This window comes from Flavobacterium sp. UM26 (genome assembly GCF_057922445.1).
The window spans coordinates 1-22,703 of the sequence record NZ_JBVHCY010000003.1 but is presented as its reverse complement, the minus strand read 5'-3'; the positions used below and the strand labels follow the sequence as shown (position 1 = coordinate 22,703).

The 22,703-nt window shown below is 37.4% G+C and carries 16 protein-coding genes and 1 tRNA gene; 11 read left to right on the top strand and 6 right to left on the bottom strand.

All coding sequences use genetic code 11. The features are described 5' to 3' along the window. Nucleotides 1-2: 2 nt before the first annotated feature. Nucleotides 3-1,286 carry an ornithine--oxo-acid transaminase gene (gene rocD / locus ACZ1AQ_RS04505; protein ID WP_489631755.1) on the bottom strand — a complete coding sequence of 428 codons (1,284 nt, stop codon included), beginning with the start codon at nucleotides 1,284-1,286 and terminating at the stop codon, nucleotides 3-5. 244 nt (nucleotides 1,287-1,530) lie between these two features. On the opposite strand from rocD, the gene ACZ1AQ_RS04500 reads away from it, so the two are divergent. The 7 genes from ACZ1AQ_RS04500 to ACZ1AQ_RS04470 all read left to right on the top strand — a co-directional run bounded on the left by ACZ1AQ_RS04500 (nucleotide 1,531) and on the right by ACZ1AQ_RS04470 (nucleotide 9,467). Next, a complete protein-coding gene (locus ACZ1AQ_RS04500; RefSeq protein ID WP_489631754.1) occupies nucleotides 1,531-1,983 on the top strand; it encodes an Lrp/AsnC family transcriptional regulator in 453 nt (150 codons plus the stop codon). Between the two features lie 11 nt (nucleotides 1,984-1,994). Further along, nucleotides 1,995-3,086 carry a cyanophycinase gene (locus ACZ1AQ_RS04495; RefSeq protein ID WP_489631753.1) on the top strand — a complete coding sequence of 364 codons (1,092 nt, stop codon included), beginning with the start codon at nucleotides 1,995-1,997 and terminating at the stop codon, nucleotides 3,084-3,086. Nucleotides 3,087-3,140: 54 nt separating this feature from the next. Continuing rightward, entirely contained in the window at nucleotides 3,141-3,995 is an 855-nt protein-coding gene (locus tag ACZ1AQ_RS04490; protein WP_489631752.1) for a cyanophycinase, read from the top strand. Nucleotide 3,996: 1 nt separating this feature from the next. After that, the gene (locus ACZ1AQ_RS04485; RefSeq protein ID WP_489631751.1) at nucleotides 3,997-6,198 is read left to right on the top strand and encodes a penicillin acylase family protein; all 2,202 of its coding nucleotides are present in this window, start codon (nucleotides 3,997-3,999) and stop codon (nucleotides 6,196-6,198) included. Nucleotides 6,199-6,381: 183 nt separating this feature from the next. Beyond that, nucleotides 6,382-7,152, top strand: a complete 771-nt coding sequence (locus ACZ1AQ_RS04480) for a dienelactone hydrolase family protein (protein ID WP_489631750.1) — start codon at nucleotides 6,382-6,384, stop codon at nucleotides 7,150-7,152. A gap of 184 nt (nucleotides 7,153-7,336) precedes the next feature. Beyond that, on the top strand, nucleotides 7,337-8,350 hold the full coding sequence (locus ACZ1AQ_RS04475) for a M28 family metallopeptidase (protein WP_489631749.1): 1,014 nt from the start codon (nucleotides 7,337-7,339) through the stop codon (nucleotides 8,348-8,350). A gap of 238 nt (nucleotides 8,351-8,588) precedes the next feature. After that, nucleotides 8,589-9,467, top strand: a complete 879-nt coding sequence (locus tag ACZ1AQ_RS04470) for a DUF4238 domain-containing protein (protein WP_489631748.1) — start codon at nucleotides 8,589-8,591, stop codon at nucleotides 9,465-9,467. Between the two features lie 327 nt (nucleotides 9,468-9,794). On the opposite strand, the gene ACZ1AQ_RS04465 is transcribed toward ACZ1AQ_RS04470, so the two are convergent. The 5 genes from ACZ1AQ_RS04465 to ACZ1AQ_RS04445 form a co-directional block, all read right to left on the bottom strand. Further along, entirely contained in the window at nucleotides 9,795-9,998 is a 204-nt protein-coding gene (locus tag ACZ1AQ_RS04465) for a hypothetical protein (RefSeq protein WP_489631747.1), read from the bottom strand. Between the two features lie 259 nt (nucleotides 9,999-10,257). Then, nucleotides 10,258-10,331: transfer RNA gene (locus ACZ1AQ_RS04460), tRNA-His, on the bottom strand. 76 nt (nucleotides 10,332-10,407) lie between these two features. Then, nucleotides 10,408-11,124: a bacillithiol biosynthesis deacetylase BshB1 gene (gene bshB1, locus ACZ1AQ_RS04455; protein ID WP_489631746.1), complete on the bottom strand. Its 717-nt coding sequence runs from the start codon at nucleotides 11,122-11,124 to the stop codon at nucleotides 10,408-10,410. A gap of 227 nt (nucleotides 11,125-11,351) precedes the next feature. After that, nucleotides 11,352-12,452, bottom strand: coding sequence for an isochorismate synthase (locus ACZ1AQ_RS04450; RefSeq protein ID WP_489631745.1), 1,101 nt, complete (start codon nucleotides 12,450-12,452; stop codon nucleotides 11,352-11,354). A gap of 27 nt (nucleotides 12,453-12,479) precedes the next feature. After that, the gene (locus ACZ1AQ_RS04445) at nucleotides 12,480-12,905 is read right to left on the bottom strand and encodes a PaaI family thioesterase (protein ID WP_489631744.1); all 426 of its coding nucleotides are present in this window, start codon (nucleotides 12,903-12,905) and stop codon (nucleotides 12,480-12,482) included. 169 nt (nucleotides 12,906-13,074) lie between these two features. On the opposite strand from ACZ1AQ_RS04445, the gene ACZ1AQ_RS04440 reads away from it, so the two are divergent. The 4 genes from ACZ1AQ_RS04440 (at nucleotide 13,075) to purL (ending at nucleotide 22,476) form a co-directional block, all read left to right on the top strand. Next, complete coding sequence (locus tag ACZ1AQ_RS04440) at nucleotides 13,075-14,607, top strand: hypothetical protein (RefSeq protein ID WP_489631743.1); 1,533 nt, start codon at nucleotides 13,075-13,077, stop codon at nucleotides 14,605-14,607. A gap of 295 nt (nucleotides 14,608-14,902) precedes the next feature. Then, nucleotides 14,903-16,744, top strand: a complete 1,842-nt coding sequence (locus ACZ1AQ_RS04435) for an endonuclease (RefSeq protein WP_489631742.1) — start codon at nucleotides 14,903-14,905, stop codon at nucleotides 16,742-16,744. Between the two features lie 180 nt (nucleotides 16,745-16,924). Further along, on the top strand, nucleotides 16,925-18,694 hold the full coding sequence (locus ACZ1AQ_RS04430; RefSeq protein ID WP_489631741.1) for an endonuclease: 1,770 nt from the start codon (nucleotides 16,925-16,927) through the stop codon (nucleotides 18,692-18,694). A gap of 101 nt (nucleotides 18,695-18,795) precedes the next feature. Beyond that, nucleotides 18,796-22,476, top strand: a complete 3,681-nt coding sequence (gene purL, locus ACZ1AQ_RS04425; RefSeq protein WP_489631740.1) for a phosphoribosylformylglycinamidine synthase — start codon at nucleotides 18,796-18,798, stop codon at nucleotides 22,474-22,476. Nucleotides 22,477-22,703: the final 227 nt, after the last annotated feature.

Below are 22,703 nucleotides of genomic sequence, written 5' to 3'. Positions count from 1 at the left end.
TCCTAGATAAAGTCATTTAACGCTTTTTCAATAATAGCTAAACACTCTTTGATTTGCTCTTCGGTAATCACCAATGGTGGGGCAAAACGAATTTTGTTGCCATGAGTAGGTTTAGCCAATAAACCATAATCTCTAAATCGCAAACAAATATTCCAAGCTAAATCAGATTCCTCATCGCTGTTGATGACAATTGCATTCAACAAACCTTTTCCTCTCACCAATTCAATCAATGGATTTTTGGCAGCTATATCATTTAAACCTTCTCTTAATATATTTCCTAGACGATCAGCGTTAGCAGCTAAATTCTCATCTTTTATCACCTCCAAAGCAGCAATAGCCACAGCTGCAGCCACTGGATTTCCGCCAAAAGTAGAACCGTGTTGCCCAGGTTTGATCACATTCATAATCTCATTATTGGCCAAAACTGCCGAAACTGGATACACTCCACCAGAAATCGCTTTTCCTAGGATAAGAATATCTGGTTTTACTTCAGGCATTTTAGAACAACCTTTTTCACAAGAACAATTTCCGCAAGTAGCCAATAAACGACCGGTACGAGCGATTCCTGTTTGCACTTCATCGGCAATAAAAAGAGCATTATGTGCTTCACAAAGCGCTTTAGCTTTTGCCAAATAGCCTTCGGACGGAACATAAACCCCAGCTTCACCTTGAATAGGCTCTACTAAAAATCCAGCAATATTTGGCGAAGATTGCAATGCTTTTTCTAAAGCATCGATATCATCATAAGGAATTCTGATAAATCCTTCGGTGAATGGACCAAAACTTTTACGCGCTCCTTCATCATTAGAAAAAGAGATAATTGTAGTAGTTCTTCCGTGAAAGTTGTTTTCGCAAACAATCACTTGTGCTTGATTTTCTGGAATACCTTTCACCTCATATGCCCATTTACGGCATAATTTCAAAGCAGTTTCTACCGCTTCAGCTCCAGTATTCATTGGTAATACTTTATCGAAACCGAAGTAATCCGTAATGTATTCTTCGAAAACACCTAATTTATCATTGTGAAAAGCACGAGAAGTTAAGGTCAACTTTTGTGCTTGCTCTACCATTGCTCCAACAATTTTTGGATGACAATGCCCTTGATTCACGGCTGAATAAGCAGACAAAAAATCAAAGTATTTTTTCCCATCAACATCCCAAACATAAACCCCTTCCCCTCGCTCTAAAACTACCGGTAACGGATGATAATTATGTGCGCCGTATTGGTCTTCTTTTGCAATCAAAGCTTCAGATTTTGAAGAGAGAATTTGTTCTGTATGTATCATTTTATAGGTCTTTAATTAATATTTCAGATACAAAAGTAATATAATTAATTTAAATATTTCTAAAAAAAGTAAATTTTGACTTAAATTTTTCTTTAAAAAAATATTTTTTGATTTTTTTTCGACTTATTAAAGTCATTTTGTTATTTTTGAAATCGAATTTGAGCTTTCATTTTGAAATGAAATAAAAATAATTACTTTTATAAATGAAATAAAAAGTGATTTTAACTTAAATATACATGAAAAAATGGAAGTATTAGACGAATTTGACATCAATATTATTAAGGAATTAGAGAAAGACGGAAGAATGGCTTTTTCAGCTATCGCCACTAGTCTCAAAATTTCAAATACAATGGTGCATCAACGAATTAACCGATTGATTGAACACGGCGTGATTACTGGTATTAAACCCGTAATTAACGAGAAAAAAATTGGTTATGACTGGGGTGCTTTTACCGGTATTACCTTAAATAAAGATGCCGATTCAAAAAGAGTTATTGACGAATTGAAAGAAATTCCAGAGATAACCGAATGTTATTTTATTACCGGCTCCTTTACCTTATATATAAAGTTGATTGCAAAAGATCACGAACATATGAGAAAATTGCTGTATGAAAAAATAGATAACATTCCGGGTATAGCCAAAACCGATTCCATTATCGAGTTAGGCTGTGCCTTTAAGCGCAATGTAACCTTATAAACCACGTAATAATGTTCCCTGATTTTCTAACCAAACCAACCAAAAATGGCATTTTACTAGCTTCTTCTTTTCTTTTATCATTCAGTTTACTGGCTTGTAGTAGTGATTCTAACGAATCCGAAAAACCAACTCCAACTCCTGCTTATAGCCCTATCCCCTCTTCTATAGGAATGGTAGGAGACCCAAAAGATGTCACGGTAGCGACTAGCGCTGGGACAGTTTTAATGGGGGGCTCTACTGATGTAGACAGTGCAATGAAATGGATGATCAACAAAAGCATCGGAGGAGATGTAGTAATCATTAGAGCATCAGGGGCAACAGGTTACAATCAATACTTATACGATTTAATAAAAGTAAATGGCATCAGCCAAGTAAATTCTGTCGAAACCTTACTTATAAACAGTGCCGAGCTTGCCAACAATCCAAAAGTAGCTGAACGCATCAAAGAAGCCGAAATGCTATTTATTGCTGGTGGAGATCAAGCCAATTATATCCGATTCTGGAGAAATACTCCTGTAGAAGAAGCACTGAATTACCTAATTAATGTAAAAAAAGTACCCCTTGGAGGAACTAGTGCTGGTTGCGCCATTCTTGGCGAAGCTGTTTTTACCGCCGAAAACAATACCATAACTTCCGAGGAAGCGCTTTTAAATCCTTTCAATTCAAAAATTACTTTAGCAAAAAGCGATTTCATCAACAATCCTTTTCTTAAAAACACAATTACCGACACCCATTACAACAATCCAGACAGAAAAGGCAGACACATTACCTTTTTAGCTCGTTTAGCCACTGATTTTAACTGGCAACAACCCAAAGGAATCGGGGTGGAAGAAGAAACTGCGGTTTGCATTGACGAAAACGGAAAAGCAGTAGTTTACGGAACTGGAACTGCTTATTTCTTGAAAGGCAGTAGTGAAAAACCTGAAAAATGTAGTCCAAACAATAAACTCAATTGGATCAATAATAAAAAAGCCATTCAAGCCTACTTAATCACAGGTAAAGAAAATGGAAATGGTTCTTTTGATTTGACCAATTGGAGCACTGTTTCTGGAGGAACCTCCAAAAATATGTATGTTACAGATGGTGTTCTATCGATAGAATAAATCAGATAACATCATCTCATCCTGAATACGTTTTCACTATTAATACCATTTATTATGCAATTGCCAAAAGTAAGATTATCACAACTTTTTATTACCCTACTTTTACTATCAACCACTATAGTTGAAGCTCAAAAAAACAAAGGAAAATTATTCATCATTGGTGGCGGAAAACGCTCCGATGTATTGATGAATCAGATGCTAAAAGTAGCTGACTTAAAAACCAAAGACTTTATTGTGGTGCTTCCGATGTCTAGTGAAGAACCTGATAGTGCTTATATTTATTTCAAAAAACAGTTAAGCAAATTAACCCCACACCCTATCGTGATGCTCAATTTTGACAAAACCACTAGTCAAAATAAAGTTCTTACGGATTCGTTGCAAAAAGCCAAACTCATATTCATAAGCGGTGGAGATCAGACCCGATTTATGGGAGTCGTTCGTGGTACTCCGATTTATGATGCCATTCACAAAGCCCATCAAAACGGGAGCACTATTGCAGGAACTAGCGCAGGTGCGGCGGTTATGTGTGAAAATATGATTACGGGGAACCAAAAATTAGAAACCAAATACACTGAAACTTTTGATAATATCCGTTATGACAACCTTGAAATCAACTCAGGTTTGGGCCTTGTAAAAAACGTAATTATTGACCAGCATTTTCTAAAAAGAAGTCGTTACAATCGCTTACTGACAGGCTTAGTCGATTTTCCAAATCACGTTGGAATTGGCATTGACGAAAGTACCGCCATTGTTGTGAGAGACAAAACTGTCGAAGTCGTAGGCGAAAGCGAAGTCATCGTGGTTAAAAATCCTAAAGAAATCAAGAAAGCATCCAAAAATCATCTTGTGAGCATCAAATCTTTAGAAATGAGCGTTTTGATTGAAGGTCAAAAATTTAATATCCAATAAAATGAAAACACAACACTATTTGGCGATTGTTTGGATGCTACTATTGAGTCCACTGACATCAATTTGGGCACAACAATTAACTGCTGCCGAGGTAAAACGAATGGAGCAACAAGCCAAACAAGTTACTATCATCAGAGACAATTGGGGCATTGCTCACGTATACGGAAAGACTGATGCTGATGCGGTTTTTGGTATGTTGTACGCGCAATGCGAAGACGACTTTAAACGTGTCGAAATGAACTATATTGATAAGTTAGGACGTTTGGCTGAAATAAAAGGCGCTAGCGTTTTGTACAACGATTTAGAAACCCGTTTACTTATTGACGCCGAAGAAGCCAAAGCCGATTACAAAAAAGCGGCACCTTGGCTCAAAAAATTAATGAACAGTTATGCCGATGCCATCAACTATTACTTGTACAAACATCCTGAAGTAAAACCATTATTGCTGACGCGTTTTGAACCTTGGTTTCCTTTACTTTGGACCGATGGCAGTATTGGCGCGATTAGCACAGCCGATTTAACCACTGGTGAATTGAAAGCTTTTTACTCTGGCAACAACGACAAAGTCGCTTATGTAGAACGAGACGTGAATGTCCAAACGGGGTCGAATGGATTTGCCATTGCGCCTTCAAAATCGGTAACGGGTAATGCTCTTTTGTACATCAATCCACACACTACTTTTTATTTCAGACCCGAAATCCAAATCAGTAGTCAAGAAGGATTAAATGCCTACGGAGCCGTGACTTGGGGACAATTTTTTATTTACCAAGGTTTTAATGAAAACTGTGGCTGGATGCATACGTCTTCGAATGTAGATGTAGCTGATATGTATGCCGAAAAAATAGTCGACCAAAAAGGGAAACTTTTTTATGAATACGATGGAAAATTATTGCCAGTAAAAGAAAAAAATATCGTTCTAAAGTATTTGGATAAAGGACAAATGGCCTCCAAAACCATCAAGACCTATTCTACAATTCACGGTCCGATTATGGCTAAACGAGACGGAAAATGGATTAGTTTGAAATCCAAAAACCGCAATATGGAAAGTTTGGTCCAAAGTTGGGTTAGAACCAAATCAAAGGATTTCAAGGACTACCAAAAAGCGATGGATTTAAAAGCCAACACCTCCAACAATACAGTGTATGCCGATAACAAAGGCAACATAGCCTATTGGCACGGGAACTTTATTCCGATGCGCGACAAAAGCCTCAATTGGGCAAAAGTAGTCGATGGAAGCACCTCCAAAACCCAATGGAAAGGTTTGCATCCCGTTGCTGAAACCGTGCATTTGTACAATCCAAGTAACGGTTGGTTACAAAATTGCAACTCTACACCCTATTCTGTAGCAGGCAAAAATAGCCCAAAAGAATCCAACTATTTACCATATATGGCGCCTGACGGAGAAAACTTCAGAGGAGTTAATGCCGTTCGTATTTTCAGCCAAGACAAAAAATACACGCTAGACGATTTAATTAAGGATGGTTACGATACCAAACTTTCGGCTTTTGAAGTGTTACTTCCTGCTTTGATTGCTAATTTTCAAAAAGACGCACAAACTCAAGAACCCAAATTCAAAGATTTGGAAGCTCCAATCCAAGTGTTGAAAAATTGGAATTATTACTCCAATGTAAATTCTGTGGCAACCACCTTGGCCAATGAATGGGCGTTCAAATTGAATCCAATTTTACAAAAAGTCTACATCGACGAAGGCGAAAAAGACCAAGTAGAGAATATGACCGAGTTTGCCAAAATAGCTGGCATTGATGATATGCTACCACAATTAAGAGAAGTTATACAAGAACTGCGAACTAAATTTGGGAAATGGGAAGTTCCGTGGGGCGACATCAACCGTTTTCAACGTCCTTCGGGAGATATTGACTTAACGTATGACGACAATAAAGAAAGTTTAGCAATGGGTACCGCTTCTGTATTGTGGGGAAGTTTACCTGCTTTCAAAAGTTCGTATCAAAACAACAGCAAAAAACGATACGGTTACAACGGCAACAGCTTTATTTGCGCGGTTGAATTTGGTCCAAAGATAAAAGCCAAGTCTTTATTGGCAGGAGGAAATTCAGGAGACCCCAACTCGAAACACTTTTTTGACCAAGCCAAAATGTACCAAAACGCCCAATTCAAAGACGTTTTATTTTACAAAGAAGATGTCCAAAAAAATGCTGAGAAAACCTATCATCCAGGTGAGTAATCTCAATCTATAACTCAAATGCCCTCGTAAATTTTTCACGAGGGTATTTTTTTTGACTAATATTACTGATATTTGTTAAAAACTAACCCTATGAAATCGCCATTAACAAAAGTTTGTTGCAAACAAACACCAATAAGAAAAAGCGATTCCATATATGACCGTTAACAAATAACTTTTACATATATGAAAAATATAACAGTCCTTTTCTTTGCATTACTTTGTACCCTGTCAGGCAATGCCCAACTAAAAGCCATTTCCTATCAAGATGGCAATCAAAAACTAAACGGCTTTGCGATTCAACCTAAGAAAAAAAGCAGCCAAAAACCAGGCATCCTGATTCTTCCCGCGTGGAAAGGTATCGATGACCATTCCAAACAAACCGCAATCGAATTATCAAATCTTGGGTATCACGCCTTTATTGCTGATATTTATGGCGAAGGAAACTACCCAAAAGACAATGCCGAAGCTGGGAAAAATGCAGGTTATTACAAAAAGAACACCGATTTGTATCAAAAAAGAATTAGTCTAGCCTTGGCACAACTCATTCAATCAGGCGCTAATGCTGATAATATTGCCGTGATTGGTTTTTGTTTCGGAGGAACAGGTGCTTTAGAAGCCGCACGAGGCAATATGAACATCAAAGGAGTGGTGTCCTTTCATGGTGGCTTAGGTAAAGATGCCGCTCGTACCACTACTCCAATCCAAGCTAAAGTTTTAGCTTGTCACGGTGCCGATGACCCCTTTGTACCCAAAGAAGAAATTGCAGCCTTTCAACAAGAAATGCGTGACGCCAAAGCCGATTGGGAAATGATTTATTATGCCAATGCCGTGCACTCCTTTACCGATCCAAATGCAGGAAACGACAACTCCAGAGGAGCCGCATACAATGAAAAAGCTGCAAAACGTTCCTTCGAACACATGCAACTTTTCTTAAACGAAATTTTAAAAAAATAAAAAAGTTAACCGCAGAATACTTCGTCTATTCACCTTCGCTCGAGTCACAAATTAAACTATGCCGATGTAAACATATTTTTTGAATTTGCTATAAAAAACACAAAACTTGAAAAAAATCAGCGAATCTGCGGTAATCAAAAAGCACGAATAAAGTATAATTTGCGTTAAATAAAATCCTTAAAAAATGATACAAAAAGCATTAGTATGTGCTGTACTTGTTAGCCTTTCCTGTACGGCACAAAACAAACCCAAAGCAGCACCCATAGAAAAGTACCTGGCTACCATTACCCAAACCGACCTCAAAAAACACCTGACTATCGTAGCTTCCGACGAAATGGAAGGACGCGACACAGGAACCGAAGGTCAAAAAAAAGCCGGTCGCTATCTTATCGAACAATACAAAAAAAACGGCATTTCCTTTCCCGATGGTGCTACCGACTATTACCAAAAAGTACCCGCCGAGTTCATGAACACCCGTTACGGATCAAAACTCAATGACTCCGAGAACATTTGGGCTTTCATCAAAGGAACTGAAAAACCAGACGAAATCTTGGTTATTTCAGCCCATTACGACCATGTAGGTGTTAAAAATGGTGACGTTTACAACGGTGCCGACGACGATGGCTCAGGAACCGTGGCGCTTTTAGAAATCGCACAAGCCTTTCAACTGGCAAAAAAACAAGGTCACGGACCAAAACGTTCCATTTTAATCTTGCATGTAACAGGCGAAGAACACGGCTTGCACGGTTCTCGTTTTTATGCCCAAAACCCATTGTTCCCCTTAAAAAACACCATCGCCGACATCAATATTGACATGATTGGACGTCGTGATTTTGACCATCCCAAAACCAACAATTACGTTTATGTCATTGGTGCCGATAGATTGTCGAGTCAACTACACGAAATCACAGTGGCCGCCAACGAAAAATACACCAAATTGGATTTGGATTTCAAATACAACGACAAGAAGGACCCCAATCATTTCTATGAGCGTTCCGACCATTACAACTTCGCCAAAAATGGCATCCCGTCGGTATTTTTGTTCAATGGTGTGCACGAGGACTACCATAAAAAAACCGATGAAGTCAGCAAAATCGAGTTTGATGCCCTAGCCAAAAGAACCCAATTGGCCTTTGCTATGGCTTGGGAATTGGCCAACAGACCCGAACGCATCGTAGTAGACAAACCTTTACAATAGTTGACTTCTAAGGAGCAGGAAAAATAGGCTTTTTGGCCAGCATAGGTCCCGCCATCCGCTATATCTTTGCTTTTTTAAAGAAAAAAAGCAAAGGATGCCGCTGCTGTCGGGGCTAAAAGGAAACATTTTTGATGATTTGAGAAAAAAATAAAGCGAAACGAACCTTCTAGTTGTATTGAGAGAAAGTTTGATTCGTATATACACAAGTTGGCAGTAATATTGCCACAAAAACAGAAAAATGAGTATTACAAAAAGACATCATTATATTCCTGAATTCTTTATAAAAGGATATGTTGGAGACGATAATATGGTTTCTGTTTATAATAAAATAACTGGAAAATTGGACAATTTACGTAAAAGTCCAAAACAAGTTTTTTTTGAATGGAATAGAAATACATTCAAAATAAATGGAGAAGATAATGATCTAGTTGAAAAACTTTACCAATTCGGAGAAACCAAATTTTCTGAAACTTATAGAAAGATAATTGGAAACCAAGAAAATTTCGAATTTAATGCTTTCGAAAAACTCCATCTAATGTATTTTATTTCACAATTACATTGGCGTGTTCCTAATCAAGACATTCAATTCCTTGAAAATTTAAATAAACTAATTCCCGAAAATTCAATGATCCAAATTCGAGATAAAAATTCTGGAAAAAGTGTATCGCCAAGGTTGTTTAGTGATTTAATTAACAATCCACCAATTTCTGAAGCTTTTAAGATGATAAAAGCAATGGAAGATTTTGAAGAAATCGCAAAAGAAGTCATTATTGAAAACTGGAAATTATATTCTGTTGGAACAAATCTTCCTCAATTAAATTTATTATCAGACAATCCAGTAATAATAAGAAATCCTAACAGCAATATTCTGAAATCTGAATTAATTTTTTCTCTAACAAAAGGAATTACTATTTATCATACGAATGGTAAAAGTTTAAATGAAATTCCTGCAGAAAATCGATTAAGAGTTGATGTATTAGCTTTTTTACAATCAAATAAATTTGTTTGTGGGCCAAAAGGTGAATATCTAAAAGATATAGCTGAATATGCAAAGTTTTATGATACTGCAAATAAAATTGAAAAATTAAAAGAAAATGTATTCGATATCTTTAAATAAAAAATACTACTGCCAACACACGCTACAACGGATTTGGGCAATTGGCTTAATGGAAAGTTGGTTTTGTATTTGTGATGATTTGGTAAATCTGTGAATACGCGCATTTTAGTCTCAAACCGAATGTAGCAATAAGATGCTAACAATATTTTAAAAAACAAAATGACTACAGAACAAGTAATAGGATTTACAAAATTGCTAAGCAAAATAGTTTTTTTGGCAATAACTTGTTTATTATCATTTGCGTATGGTACAGCTTTGTCAATGAAAATTGAACATCCAAACTTTAAAAATTTACCAGTAAGTGATTTTTTTATTTTTGGTACTATACTAATTATTATGATTTTTATTAATCTTAAAGTCTTTGGAATTTTGAAAAGCCGCTCCGTAACAACTAGCTAATTCATCGCTCAAGCTGCGAATATCTCCAACTTCCCACGATTCTAAATTTATGTTGTAATTCTTGTAAATTCCAAAAATACCCCTACCATTTATTTGCTCAACTTCAATTGGAATGGGCTTTAGCCCATTCATTAAAATGAGTTTCTTATTCGGCTTTAGCCAAAATCTATAGTGATTTTGGCTAAAGCCAATATGGAGCAAATGCTAATTTAATTCCTCCAGATAAATCTGGAGGCAATTAAAAATGAAAAAACACAGTCCTAAGCTAAGTTCCAATCAGAAAGATTTTCTACTATAAAAAAACACTTCCCTCAAAAACATAGAAAAAAAGCAAAGCCTTCACTACAACCCACAAAAAAAGCCTTGAATTTCTTCAAGGCTTTTTATTTTGGGTGGCTGACCGGGTTCGAACCGGCGACCCGCGGCACCACAAACCGCTACTCTAACCAGCTGAGCTACAACCACCATTTTGCTTAGCGGTTGCAAATATAGAACAATTGTTTGCTTCTGCAAAGATTTTTTCAAAAAAAATACTATAATTTTACTTCAAATCACTTAAGCTATTGACAGCCAAATACCTTTCGGCGGTAAAACCTTCGGCGTGTTCGAGTCCTGTTAAACGTCCTAAATCTCGAGAACGATAATTCAAGCTTTCCAAGAAGTTTTTGCTAGAAATGGGCGATTCGGGTTCTTTGGAATTAGGGTCGTAAAACTGAGAACTATAGGCCAAAATAGCCGCTGTTTTTTGCTCCACGTAACCTGTAATATCGACTACGAAATCTGGCACAAGGTTTTTCCACTGCATGTAATGGTAAACGACTTTGGGGCGCCACGCTTTTTGTTCTTGACCATCTAAACTGGTCGAAATCCGAATCAATCCTGATAAAAAGCAAGCATCCGAAACCAGTTGGCTTCCTTTGGGATGGTCGATATGGCGGTCATCAACGGCGTTACACAACACGATTTCGGGTTGGTATTTGCGAATCATTTTTATGATTTCGAGTTGGTGAGCTTCGTCATTCACAAAAAAGCCATCTCGAAACGCTAAATTCTCACGCACCGAAACGCCTAAAATTGCCGCGGCTGCTGCGGCTTCTTTGTCTCTAATTTCGGCCGAACCTCGTGTGCCCAACTCCCCTCTCGTCAAATCTACGATGCCTACTTTTTTTCCTAAAGCGACTTCTTTTAAAATTGTGCCAGCACAGCCCAACTCTACGTCGTCTGGATGGGCACCAAAAGCTAATATATCTAGTTTCATATATTTAAAAATTTAAACAGCTAAGGCTGCTGTTGACTTTGTATGATTAAAATTTTTTCTTTTACCCCAATAACGACTCACAAAATGGAACCCAAAAAATCACTTTGTTGCTCTCTAGCCCCGATGGTAGTGGCATCCTTTGCCTTTTTTCTTTAAAAAGGCAAAGATATAACGGACAGCGGGACTATTGCTGGCCAAGAAGCCTTTTGTTGCTGCTCCTTAAAATGCTACTTTTCAATTTTACCTAAGACGCTTTTCATTGTCATTGATTTGTTGACACTTTCCTCCCATTCTTTCTCTGGAATGCTTTCTAAAGTAATGCCGCAACCCATATATAAATAAGCTTTTGCTGTATCAGATTTGTCTTCACTTTGCTTAATTTGCATACAACGCAAATTTACAAATAAATGAGATTTTGGTTTATTCAGATAATCTCCTTTTACATTTAGCTCACCCAAAAAGCCGGTATAATAACTACGGTCGTAGCCTTCATTAGCCAAAATAAAATCTTTGGCTTGCTGCTTGGGTAATCCGCAAACGGCGGGGGTTGGATGCAAAACTGAGACCACTTCTTTTAAACTCGAACTTCGTTTTAGCACGCCTTCGATATCTGTGTTGATATGTAGTAACTTTCCTGCTTGAATTGTATATGGACTAGAAAGTACAATCTCAGCAGTATGGTTTTTAAGACTATCTAAAATAGAATCTGTAACATATTGTTGCTCTTTTTGTTCCTTACTTCCCCATACTGCTGTACGTTTTTTGGGGTCAACGATTTGTGTTCCAGCCAAAGCAGTGGTGTAAAACTTAGATTTGTTTGCCTTCAACAATCGTTCGGGTGTAGCGCCCATCCATAGCCCTATTTTGGGATGAAACCAACAATACGTTAAAGCAGTAGGATACAAAGAAATTAATTTTTCGAAAGTAGAAACTACATCAAAATTGGATACATTGACCTCTTCTTGTCGAGACAACACTACTTTATCAAAAACTCCTTTTTTAATCGTTTCGACTCCTTTTTCAATTAGTGCTAGAAAATGATTTTTCGCCTCCTGATTTTCATCTGAAGAAGTAACTTTTATTTCTTCAAACTCAACGGTTGGCACAATCGTTTCCCATTTAACAGACTCCTTGAGTGGAATCAAAATCACCTGATTCCCATTGAAAGGAGAAAAAACAAAGCCACTTTCTTTAAAATCATCTACGAAAAACAAGTGGTCATTTTTTTGAAAAAAACCTATTAACTTACTTTTATTAGGTTTGTGATAGATAACGAAAGGTAAGTTTAAGGCAATTTGCTGCTGTACTTTTATAAAAAAATCAATCATAACCGCAATTTTATGGTTCGTAAATAATTAAGCCTTTTTTTGCAAAACCATATTGGTCAATTTGCATAAGGAAATCAAATTTCCGGCTTCATCGGTGATTTTTATTTCCCATAAATGCACCGTTTTACCTTTGTGAATAATTTTGGCAGTGCCGAAAACTACGCCTTCGCGTATGCTTTTTAGATGGTTGGCCGAAATTTCAATCCCGCGAACTTCTTGCTCTTTAGGATTGATAAAAAAGTGGGAAGCCGCACTCCCAACACTCTCTGCCAAAGCAACCGAAGCACCGCCGTGCAACAATCCCATAGGCTGATGTACTGCTGAATTGACTGGCATTTTGGCCACCAAAAAACCTTCGCCAGCATCTATATATTCTATATTTAAGGTCTCCATCAACGTATTCTTCGAAAAGTCATTGCAAAATTGGAGCATTTTTTCTTTGTCTATTTCCATTGTCAGTATATTTCCCGTAAAAATAAGCGAACTAATTGGTCAGTACAAACCTATCACTGTTTTTTAGTATAATTGACTATATTTAAAGGCAACAGCCATCACCATCAAATTTGTAGGATTTGCGATGGCATATTCTAATTAATCGTTATTTTTACCAAAAAAATAAGAAATGCGCTCCATTGCTACCGTATTTATTCTTGGAATTATACTGCTTCTGGCTTCTTGCCGAGCTGATTTTGAAACTGTGGCTAGCACAGGTGATTTGAAATTTTCTAAGGATACGGTGTATTTAGACACGGTTTTTACCAACATTGGCTCGAGTACTTATCAACTAAAAGTCTACAATAAAAGCAAAAACGACATCAATATTCCGATTATTCAATTTGAAAAAGGACTCAATTCGAAATACAGAATGACCGTAGACGGACAGCAAGGAACTGCGGGTAAAATTTTCAAAGACATTACGTTGTTGGCCAAAGATAGCTTGTATATTTTCATAGAAACCACAGCAAATATCGCTGATGCCAACCCTACTGATTTTTTGTATACGGATAAAATTCAATTTGATAGTGGCGCCAATTTACAAACGGTTGAATTGGTTACGCTAATTCAAGATGCTATTTTTCTTTATCCACAACGATTCGCAGATGGCACGACCGAAACCCTCCCGATTGGAAGCGAAAAAATAGAAGGTTTTTATTTGGACGAAAATGACCCAATCAATGGCAATGAGTTGCATTTTACCAAAACAAAACCCTATGTTATTTATGGTTATGCCGCAGTTCCTTCTGGAAAAACAGCTGTTTTTGATGCAGGTGCTCGGGTGCATTTTCACGCCAATTCTGGATTAATCGTAGCCAATCAAGGAAGTATTCAAATCAACGGAACCACCTCGACCACAAAAGCTTTAGAAAATGAAGTCATTTTTGAAGGCGATCGTTTAGAGCCCGGATTTTCTGATGTTGCAGGACAATGGGGAGCGTTATGGCTAACCAACGGAAGCACCAATAACCGCATCAACCATTTGACTGTAAAAAATGCAACCATCGGACTTTTGATTCAAAATAACGATGGAACTACAGTACAACTAAAAAATACTCAAATCTATAATTCTAGCAACTACGGCATTCTGGCTCAAACTGGAAAAATCGTAGGCGAAAATGTAGTAATAAACAATGCAGGTGTAGCGAGTTTGGCTTGTTTGTATGGTGGTGAATATCATTTTACCCATTCTACTTTCAATAACAATTGGAACAGTTCTTCACAAGTCGCAGTTTTGGTCAGCAATTTTATTACTGGCGCCGTTCCTGAATCTAAAGATTTAACGCAAACTACTTTTAACAACTGCATCATTTATGGTTCTTATGCCAATGAAATGTTGTTGAATAAAAAAGCTACTTCGGTTTTCAATTATCAATTCAATCATTGTTTGCTCAAATTCAACAATAGCAATAATTCATTTACTAATGACCCTTTGTATCAGTTTGAAACGGATGCTACACACTACAGTGGGATAATATTAAACAAAGACCCAAAATTTTTCAAAGTCAATCAAAACCAACTCAACATAGACAACACTTCTGCGGCATTCGCCAAAGGAAATTCTAGTTATTTAATTCCGCTAGATATTTTAGGAACAAGCAGAACCTTACCTCCTGATTTGGGTGCTTATCAAAATAAAGCGTTTCCTAAAACCAATTAATACATTCTTTTCTAACAAACTAATTCATCAGCTTATTCATTCTGCTGATGCAACTACTTGTACTTATCCGTTAATGCATTTTTTCAAAAAAAATCATTAATAACTTTCCAATTCCTCAAAAAACAATACAATATTCTACTTCATTTAAATAAATAAGAAAAACCATATTTAAATTACTTTTTCTTAACACATTGTATAACAAAAAAAGTTACTTTTGTTAAGAAACCTATTTTATTTCATTGAAAATCAACAGTATAAAATCCCTAATCTTTTAACTTAACTTAAACTATTACTTATGAAAAAACACTACTTTTTACTTCTTATTTTCTCGTCTTTGATTGGATTTGCGCAAATCCCTTCTGGTTATTACAGCACCGCTACTGGGACTGGCTATACTTTAAAAACCCAACTGTACAACATCATCAAAGGTCACACCGACAATGGCTACGCTGGACTATACACGACCTATCAAACCTCTGATATCGATTCTTTTTATGAAAATGACGGAACCATTTTAGATATGTATTCCGAAAAACCATCTGGTACAGACCCATACAATTACAGTTCGGGGTCTACACAAAGATGTGGCACATATGCCGTGGAAGGTGACTGCTACAATAGAGAACATATTATTCCGCAGTCTGTCTTTAACTCTGCTGCACCAATGGTTTCTGATGCGCATTTCATTACTCCTACTGATGGAAAAGTAAACGGACAGCGTTCTAATTACCCACACGGAAATGTTGCTACAGCAAGTTGGACATCATTGAATGGAGGAAAACTAGGCTCAAGTGGTGTATCTGGGTATAGCGGAACTGTTTTTGAACCAATAAATGAATTCAAAGGCGACATTGCTAGAATGTATTTCTACTTCGCCACTCGATACGAAAATACCGTAGCAGGCTATCCTTTTGCAATGTTTGATGGTTCAAGCAACAAAGTTTTCACCACCGCTTTTTTAAATCAGTTACTAGCGTGGCATACACAAGATCCTGTAAGTGCAAGAGAAATCGCCAGAAACAACGCCATTTATGCCAGACAAAATAACCGTAACCCCTATATTGACCACCCTGAATATGTTCAAGCAATTTGGGGTTCTGCTCCATCTTCTGATACGCAAGCACCAACTATTCCAACCAATTTAACAGCCTCTGCTATTACAACTTCATCTGTTACCTTAAATTGGACTGCTTCGACAGACAATGTGGGAGTAACTGGGTATACTATTTATATGAACAATACTCTCAAAACTACTGTTACTGGCACAACTGCCTCTATAACAGGATTGACTGCTTCTACCGCCTACTCTTTTTATGTAATTGCAAAAGACGCTGCAGGAAATAGTTCAACAAAAAGTACTACCATTACTGCAACAACTAGTAGCGGTGGATTAGCTGCAACTGATTTACTTTTCTCAGAATACATAGAAGGTTCATCAAACAATAAAGCAATAGAAATTGCCAATAACACAGGAGCTGCAGTAAACTTATCGAGCTATACCATCAAGAAACAAACCAATGGTGCTGGAGCTTGGAGCACGGGACTAACTTTGTCAGGAAGTTTAGCTAGCGGTAATAAATTTACTATCGTGAATAGTTCAATTGCATCTGCTTGTTACCCAAAAGCTTCCGCCAATATTTCAACAGCCGCAACCGAATTGACCTTTAACGGAAATGATGCTGTAGGTCTTTTTAAAAATGGAGTTTTGATTGATATCATTGGTACTTTCAATGGAGGAACGGCTAATTTCGCTGCCGATGTAACTTTGAGAAGAAAAGCAACTGTAACTTCACCTAGCACGACCTTTAATCTTTCAAGCCAATGGGATTCATTCACAACAGACACTTGCAACAACCTTGGTAGCAAAACTAGCGCTAAAGTGAACAAAGAAGAAGTAACTGATGTCGATGTAATTTCTATTTACCCAAATCCTTCTCACGGTGATTTTACGATTAATTACAATAATTCTAACAAAAACTATTCTATTCAACTTATCTCATTGTTAGGACAAATCATTTTTGAGAAAGAAAACATTACGCAACCTTCGGTGACCCTAAACACTATTCCAAAAGGATTTTATTTGGTCAAAATAGAAGACACTACACAAACGGTCTATAAAAAGATAATTATCAACTAATTACAATCTGTTTTAGCATAAAAAACGACACAATTGTGTCGTTTTTTATGTTAACTGTAAACTTTTTTCTCCATATAAAGAATAAAAACCAATCCACTAATATTTAAATATTTCTTAACCTAGGTTCCATTTGTAAAGAATAGCTTTACAAACTGTAAACATCTTATCCCATTTCACATTATGAAACAAATCTACTCCCTACTTTTATTAGTACTCTTTTCAGCGAGTTTTGCCCAAGCTCCAGCTGGATATTATTCCACCGCAACAGGTACAGGCTACACGCTAAAAACTCAATTGTACAACATCATTAAAGACCACACTGTTATTGATTATGCAGGGTTATATGTCACCTATCAAACTTCTGATATTGACAATTTTTTCGAAAAAGACGGTTCCGTTTTAGATATGTATTCTGAGAATCCTGCAGGAACAGACCCATACAACTACAGCATTGCTGCCACTCAAAGATGTGGTAATTATACTAATGAAGGTGATTGTTATAACAGAGAACACATTATTCCGCAATCCGTTTTTAATGAGCTTTCACCAATGGTTTCTGATGCCCATTTTATTACGCCAACCGACGGAAAAGTAAACGGAATCCGTTCTAATTATCCGCATTCTGTGGTTGTAACACCTTCACAAACTACATTAAATGGAAGCAAACTGGGAACAAGCACAACAGCAGGTTATAGCGGACTTGTTTTTGAGCCCATCGATGAATTTAAAGGAGATATTGCAAGAATGTACTTTTACTTTGCTACTCGATATGAAAATACCGTAGCAGGTTATAACTATGCTATGTTCAACAATACCAGCAATCAAGTTTTTACCACTGCTTTTTTAAATCAACTATTAGCTTGGCACAATCAAGACCCAGTAAGCGCAAGGGAAATTGCAAGAAACAACGCCATTTATGCCAGACAAAACAATAGAAATCCATTTATTGATAACCCAAACTATGTAACCGAAATTTGGAAAGCAGGCACCGTTGATACTGAAGCACCAACTGCTCCAACCAATCTAGTAGTAAACGAAACCACTACCAATTCTGCAACGCTAACTTGGACTGCTTCAACAGATAATGTGGGCGTTACAAGTTATGATGTATATTTAAATGGCACCTTGAAAACTTCAGTAACTGGGGTAACCACAACTATCACTGGTTTAGCCGCAGAGACAACTTATACCTTTTATGTAATTGCTAGAGACGCTGACAGAAATTCTTCTGTGGCGAGTACTTCTGTAACTGGAACTACGAAAGCACCTGCTGCAGGAACAACCGCTTGTGCTTCTGAAGATTTTCAAAACATTCCAGCCAATGCTACTTCTTATGCTACTCAAACCTGGACTAATGCTGGAATCACTTGGACTGCAACCGATGCAAGAACCGACCAAACTTTAAATTCTAGAGCTATCACTATAAGAAATGGTTCACTCACTTCTTCTTCTGTGGCTAATGGAATCAAAGATTTGACAGTTACGACTCAACTAATTTTTACTGGAACGGCAGGAACTTTTAAACTCAATGTAAATGGTACCGAAGTAGGAACAATACCTTACAGTGCTACAGCGACAACCACAACCATTTCTGGTATCAATGTAACAGGAAATGTTGTCATCAGTATAACAGGAAACAGTACTACTTCAAACAGAGTACGATTTGATGACCTTTCTTGGAGTTGTAACACAGTACTTGCGGTAAATGAATTAGAAAAAGAAAGCTTTGCCATTTATCCTAATCCTTCCAATGGAAATGTTAAAATAAATTTTGAAAGTTCTAATGACAAACACACAGTCGAGGTATATTCAGTTTCGGGACAAAAAGTTTTTGAAAAAGAGTACAATAATACCCCTAATGCTTCTGTAAGTAATCTTCAAAAAGGATTTTATTTGATTACCGTAACAAAGGAAGGAAAATCAACAACCAAAAAACTAATTGTAAATTAATTAACCACAAAATAATTTTATTTAAAGCGGCAGCAATTGCCGCTTTTTTTTTAGGCCTTAATTAACTAAATTTGCACCGCAATACAACAAACCCTACAACAATGATTCATTTCTTTGAAAACCAAAGTAACACTGTTTTTGCCGTACAAACGCAGAACGAAATTTCGGCTCAAGACATCTCAAAACTCAACTGGCTATTTGCAGATGCCACTAAAATAGAAAAATCCGTCTTGTCGGATTTTTTTGTTGGACCACGCGCCACTATGATTACGCCTTGGAGTACCAACGCAGTAGAAATTACTCAAAATATGGGTATTTCTGGTATCATCAGAATCGAGGAATTTCAACGTGTTACCGAAGATTTTTCGGATTTTGACCCTATGCTTTCGCAAAAGTTTAGCGAACTCAATCAAGATATTTTTACCATCAATATCCAACCAGAACCTATTTTGGAAATCGATGATATTGAAGCCTATAACCAATCCGAAGGATTAGCCTTAAGTCCAGAAGAAGTGGAGTATCTTTCTAATTTAGCCACTAAATTAGGTAGAAAATTAACCGACTCCGAGATTTTTGCGTTCTCGCAAGCGAATTCAGAGCACTGTCGCCACAAAATTTTCAACGGAACTTTTGTAATTGATGGCGAAGAAAAACCGACTTCTCTTTTCAAATTAATTAAAAAAACGTCAGAAACGAATCCAAACGATATTGTTTCTGCCTATAAAGATAATGTGGCTTTTGTAAAAGGACCAAAAGTGACACAATTTGCACCAAAAAGTGCCGACAAACCTGATTTCTACGAAGAAAAAGAATTTGACGCTGTCCTTTCCTTAAAAGCTGAAACCCACAACTTCCCAACTACTGTAGAGCCTTTCAACGGAGCGGCGACAGGTTCTGGAGGAGAAATTCGTGACCGTTTAGCTGGTGGACAAGGTTCGTTGCCTCTAGCTGGTACAGCGGTTTATATGACTGCCTATTCTCGATTAACTTCCTTCGACTCCGCTCAGGATGACAGACCTTGGGAAAATGGAATGGCAGAAAGACCTTGGTTGTACCAAACACCAATGGATATTTTGATTAAAGCATCCAATGGAGCGTCTGATTTTGGAAACAAATTCGGACAACCATTGATTACCGGTTCTGTTTTGACTTTCGAACACGAAGAAAACAACCGTAAAATTGGTTATGACAAAGTTATCATGCAAGCGGGTGGAATTGGTTACGGAAAAGCAAATCAAGCAATTAAAAAGAAACCTACCGCTGGCGATAAAATCGTTATTTTAGGTGGAGAAAACTATAGAATTGGAATGGGTGGTGCTGCGGTATCTTCAGCTGATACAGGTGCTTTTGGCTCTGGGATTGAATTAAACGCTATCCAACGTTCTAATCCTGAAATGCAAAAACGTGCCGCGAATGCCATTCGTGGACTAGTAGAAAGTGACCACAACCCTATCGTATCCATTCACGATCACGGTGCGGGTGGACACCTAAACTGTCTTTCGGAATTGGTAGAAGAAACTGGTGGATTGATTGACTTGGATAAACTTCCAGTAGGTGACCCAACACTTTCTGCTAAAGAAATCATTGGTAACGAATCGCAAGAGCGTATGGGATTGGTGATTGGCGAAAAAGATATGGACACCTTACAACGTATTGCTGACAGAGAACGCTCTCCAATGTATCAAGTAGGTGACGTGACGAACGACCATCGTTTCACTTTTGAATCCAAAACTACAGGAGTAAAACCTATGGATTATGCTTTGGAAGATTTCTTTGGAAGTTCTCCAAAAACGATAATGACTGACAAAAAAGTAGCTGTAAATTACACAGAACTAAATTATACTACTGAAAATATCCCTAACTATCTTAATCAAGTACTGCAATTAGAAGCTGTTGCTTGTAAAGACTGGTTAACCAATAAAGTAGACCGTTGCGTGGGAGGTCGCGTGGCCAAACAACAATGTGCAGGTCCATTGCAATTACCACTTAACAATGTGGGAGTTATGGCTTTGGATTTTAAAGGCAAAGAAGGAATTGCGACCACTGTAGGTCACTCACCAGTAGCTTCGTTGATAGACCCTGTAGCAGGAACAAGAACTGCTATTGCAGAAGCACTTTCAAATATTGTTTGGGCTCCTTTAAAAGACGGTTTACAATCGGTTTCTTTATCGGCCAACTGGATGTGGGCTTGTAAAAACGAAGGCGAAGATGCTCGTTTGTACGAAGCAGTGCAAGCGTGTTCTGATTTTGCCATCGAATTAGGAATCAATATCCCAACGGGTAAAGATTCGCTTTCTATGAAACAAAAATATCCTAACGACGAAGTAATAGCACCAGGAACAGTGATTATTTCGGCAGCAGGAAATTGTACCAATATTACCAAAGTTGTAGAACCTGTTTTACAACGCAATGGGGGCAACATTTACTATTTGAACTTATCTCAAGATAGCTTCAAATTGGGAGGTTCTTCGTTTGCTCAAATTTTGAATAAAGTTGGTACCGATGTGCCAAGCATTACCGATGCAGCTTATTTTAAAACAGCTTTCAATACCTTACAAGACGCTATCAAAAACCGCCAAATTAAAGCGGGTCACGACGTAGGTAGCGGTGGTTTGATTACTACTTTGTTAGAGCTTTCGTTTGCCCAAGTAGACTTAGGCGCTACGTATGACTTGAGCGTTCTTGGCGAAGCCGATACGGTTAAAACATTATTTAATGAAAATATTGCTGTAGTGTTCCAAGCCGATGCAGCCATTGAAGCCCTTTTTGCCGCTCAAAATATTGAAATTTTCAAAATTGGAACCGTTACCGAAGGAGATTTGGTGACTATCAAAAACAATGCAGATACGTTTACTTTTAATGTAAATGAAACAAGAGATACTTGGTTTAAAACGTCTTATTTATTAGACGCTAAGCAATCTCGTAACGGCATGGCTGAAGCGCGTTATGCGAACTACAAAAACCAACCATTAGACTATCAATTCCCAGCGCATTTTGACGGAAAGAAAGCTACCATTGACGCTAGCAAACCTAGACCAAAAGCAGCCATTATCCGTGAAAAAGGAAGTAATTCTGAGCGTGAAATGGCCAACGCAATGTATTTGGCTGGTTTTGATGTAAAAGATGTACATATGACCGATTTGATTTCAGGTCGTGAGACCTTGGAAGACATTCAGTTTATAGGTGCTGTGGGTGGTTTCTCTAACTCGGATGTTTTAGGCTCTGCCAAAGGTTGGGCAGGTGCTTTCTTGTACAACGAAAAAGCCAATACTGCATTGAAAAACTTCTTCAAACGCGAAGATACTTTATCTGTGGGGATTTGCAACGGTTGTCAGTTATGGATGGAATTAGAATTAATCAATCCAGAACACAAAGTTCACGGAAAAATGCACCACAATACTTCGAACAAACACGAGAGTATTTTTACCTCGGTAAAAGTGCAAAAAAACAACTCGGTTATGCTTTCTAGCTTAGAAGGCGCTACACTTGGGGTTTGGGTGTCACACGGTGAAGGAAAATTCCATTTACCTGAACAGGAAGCCAATTACAATATTGTTGCAAAATACGGTTACGAAGGCTATCCTTCTAACCCAAATGGTTCGGATTACAACACGGCCATGCTATGTGATGCTACTGGTCGTCACTTGGTGATGATGCCGCATATTGAGCGTTCTATTTTCCCTTGGAACTGGGCACATTACCCAGACAACGGACAAAAAGATGAAGTTTCGCCTTGGTTAGAAGCTTTTGTAAACGCTAGAAAATGGATTGAAAAACAATAAAACATTTTTTACTTTTTTATAAAAAGCTCATTCAAACAGGAATGAGCTTTTTTTATCAAAAGTTAAAATGATAATGGCAACAAGAAAGAGATAATTTTTCCTCTTAGCCCCGATTACTATGATATATACAAACTAAAAATTTATTTATTTTTTAGTTTAAAAAAAGACATAACAAGCCTTCGAATAAGAATTACACGAAGGTTTGTTGTGCCTTTCATAAGTTATTT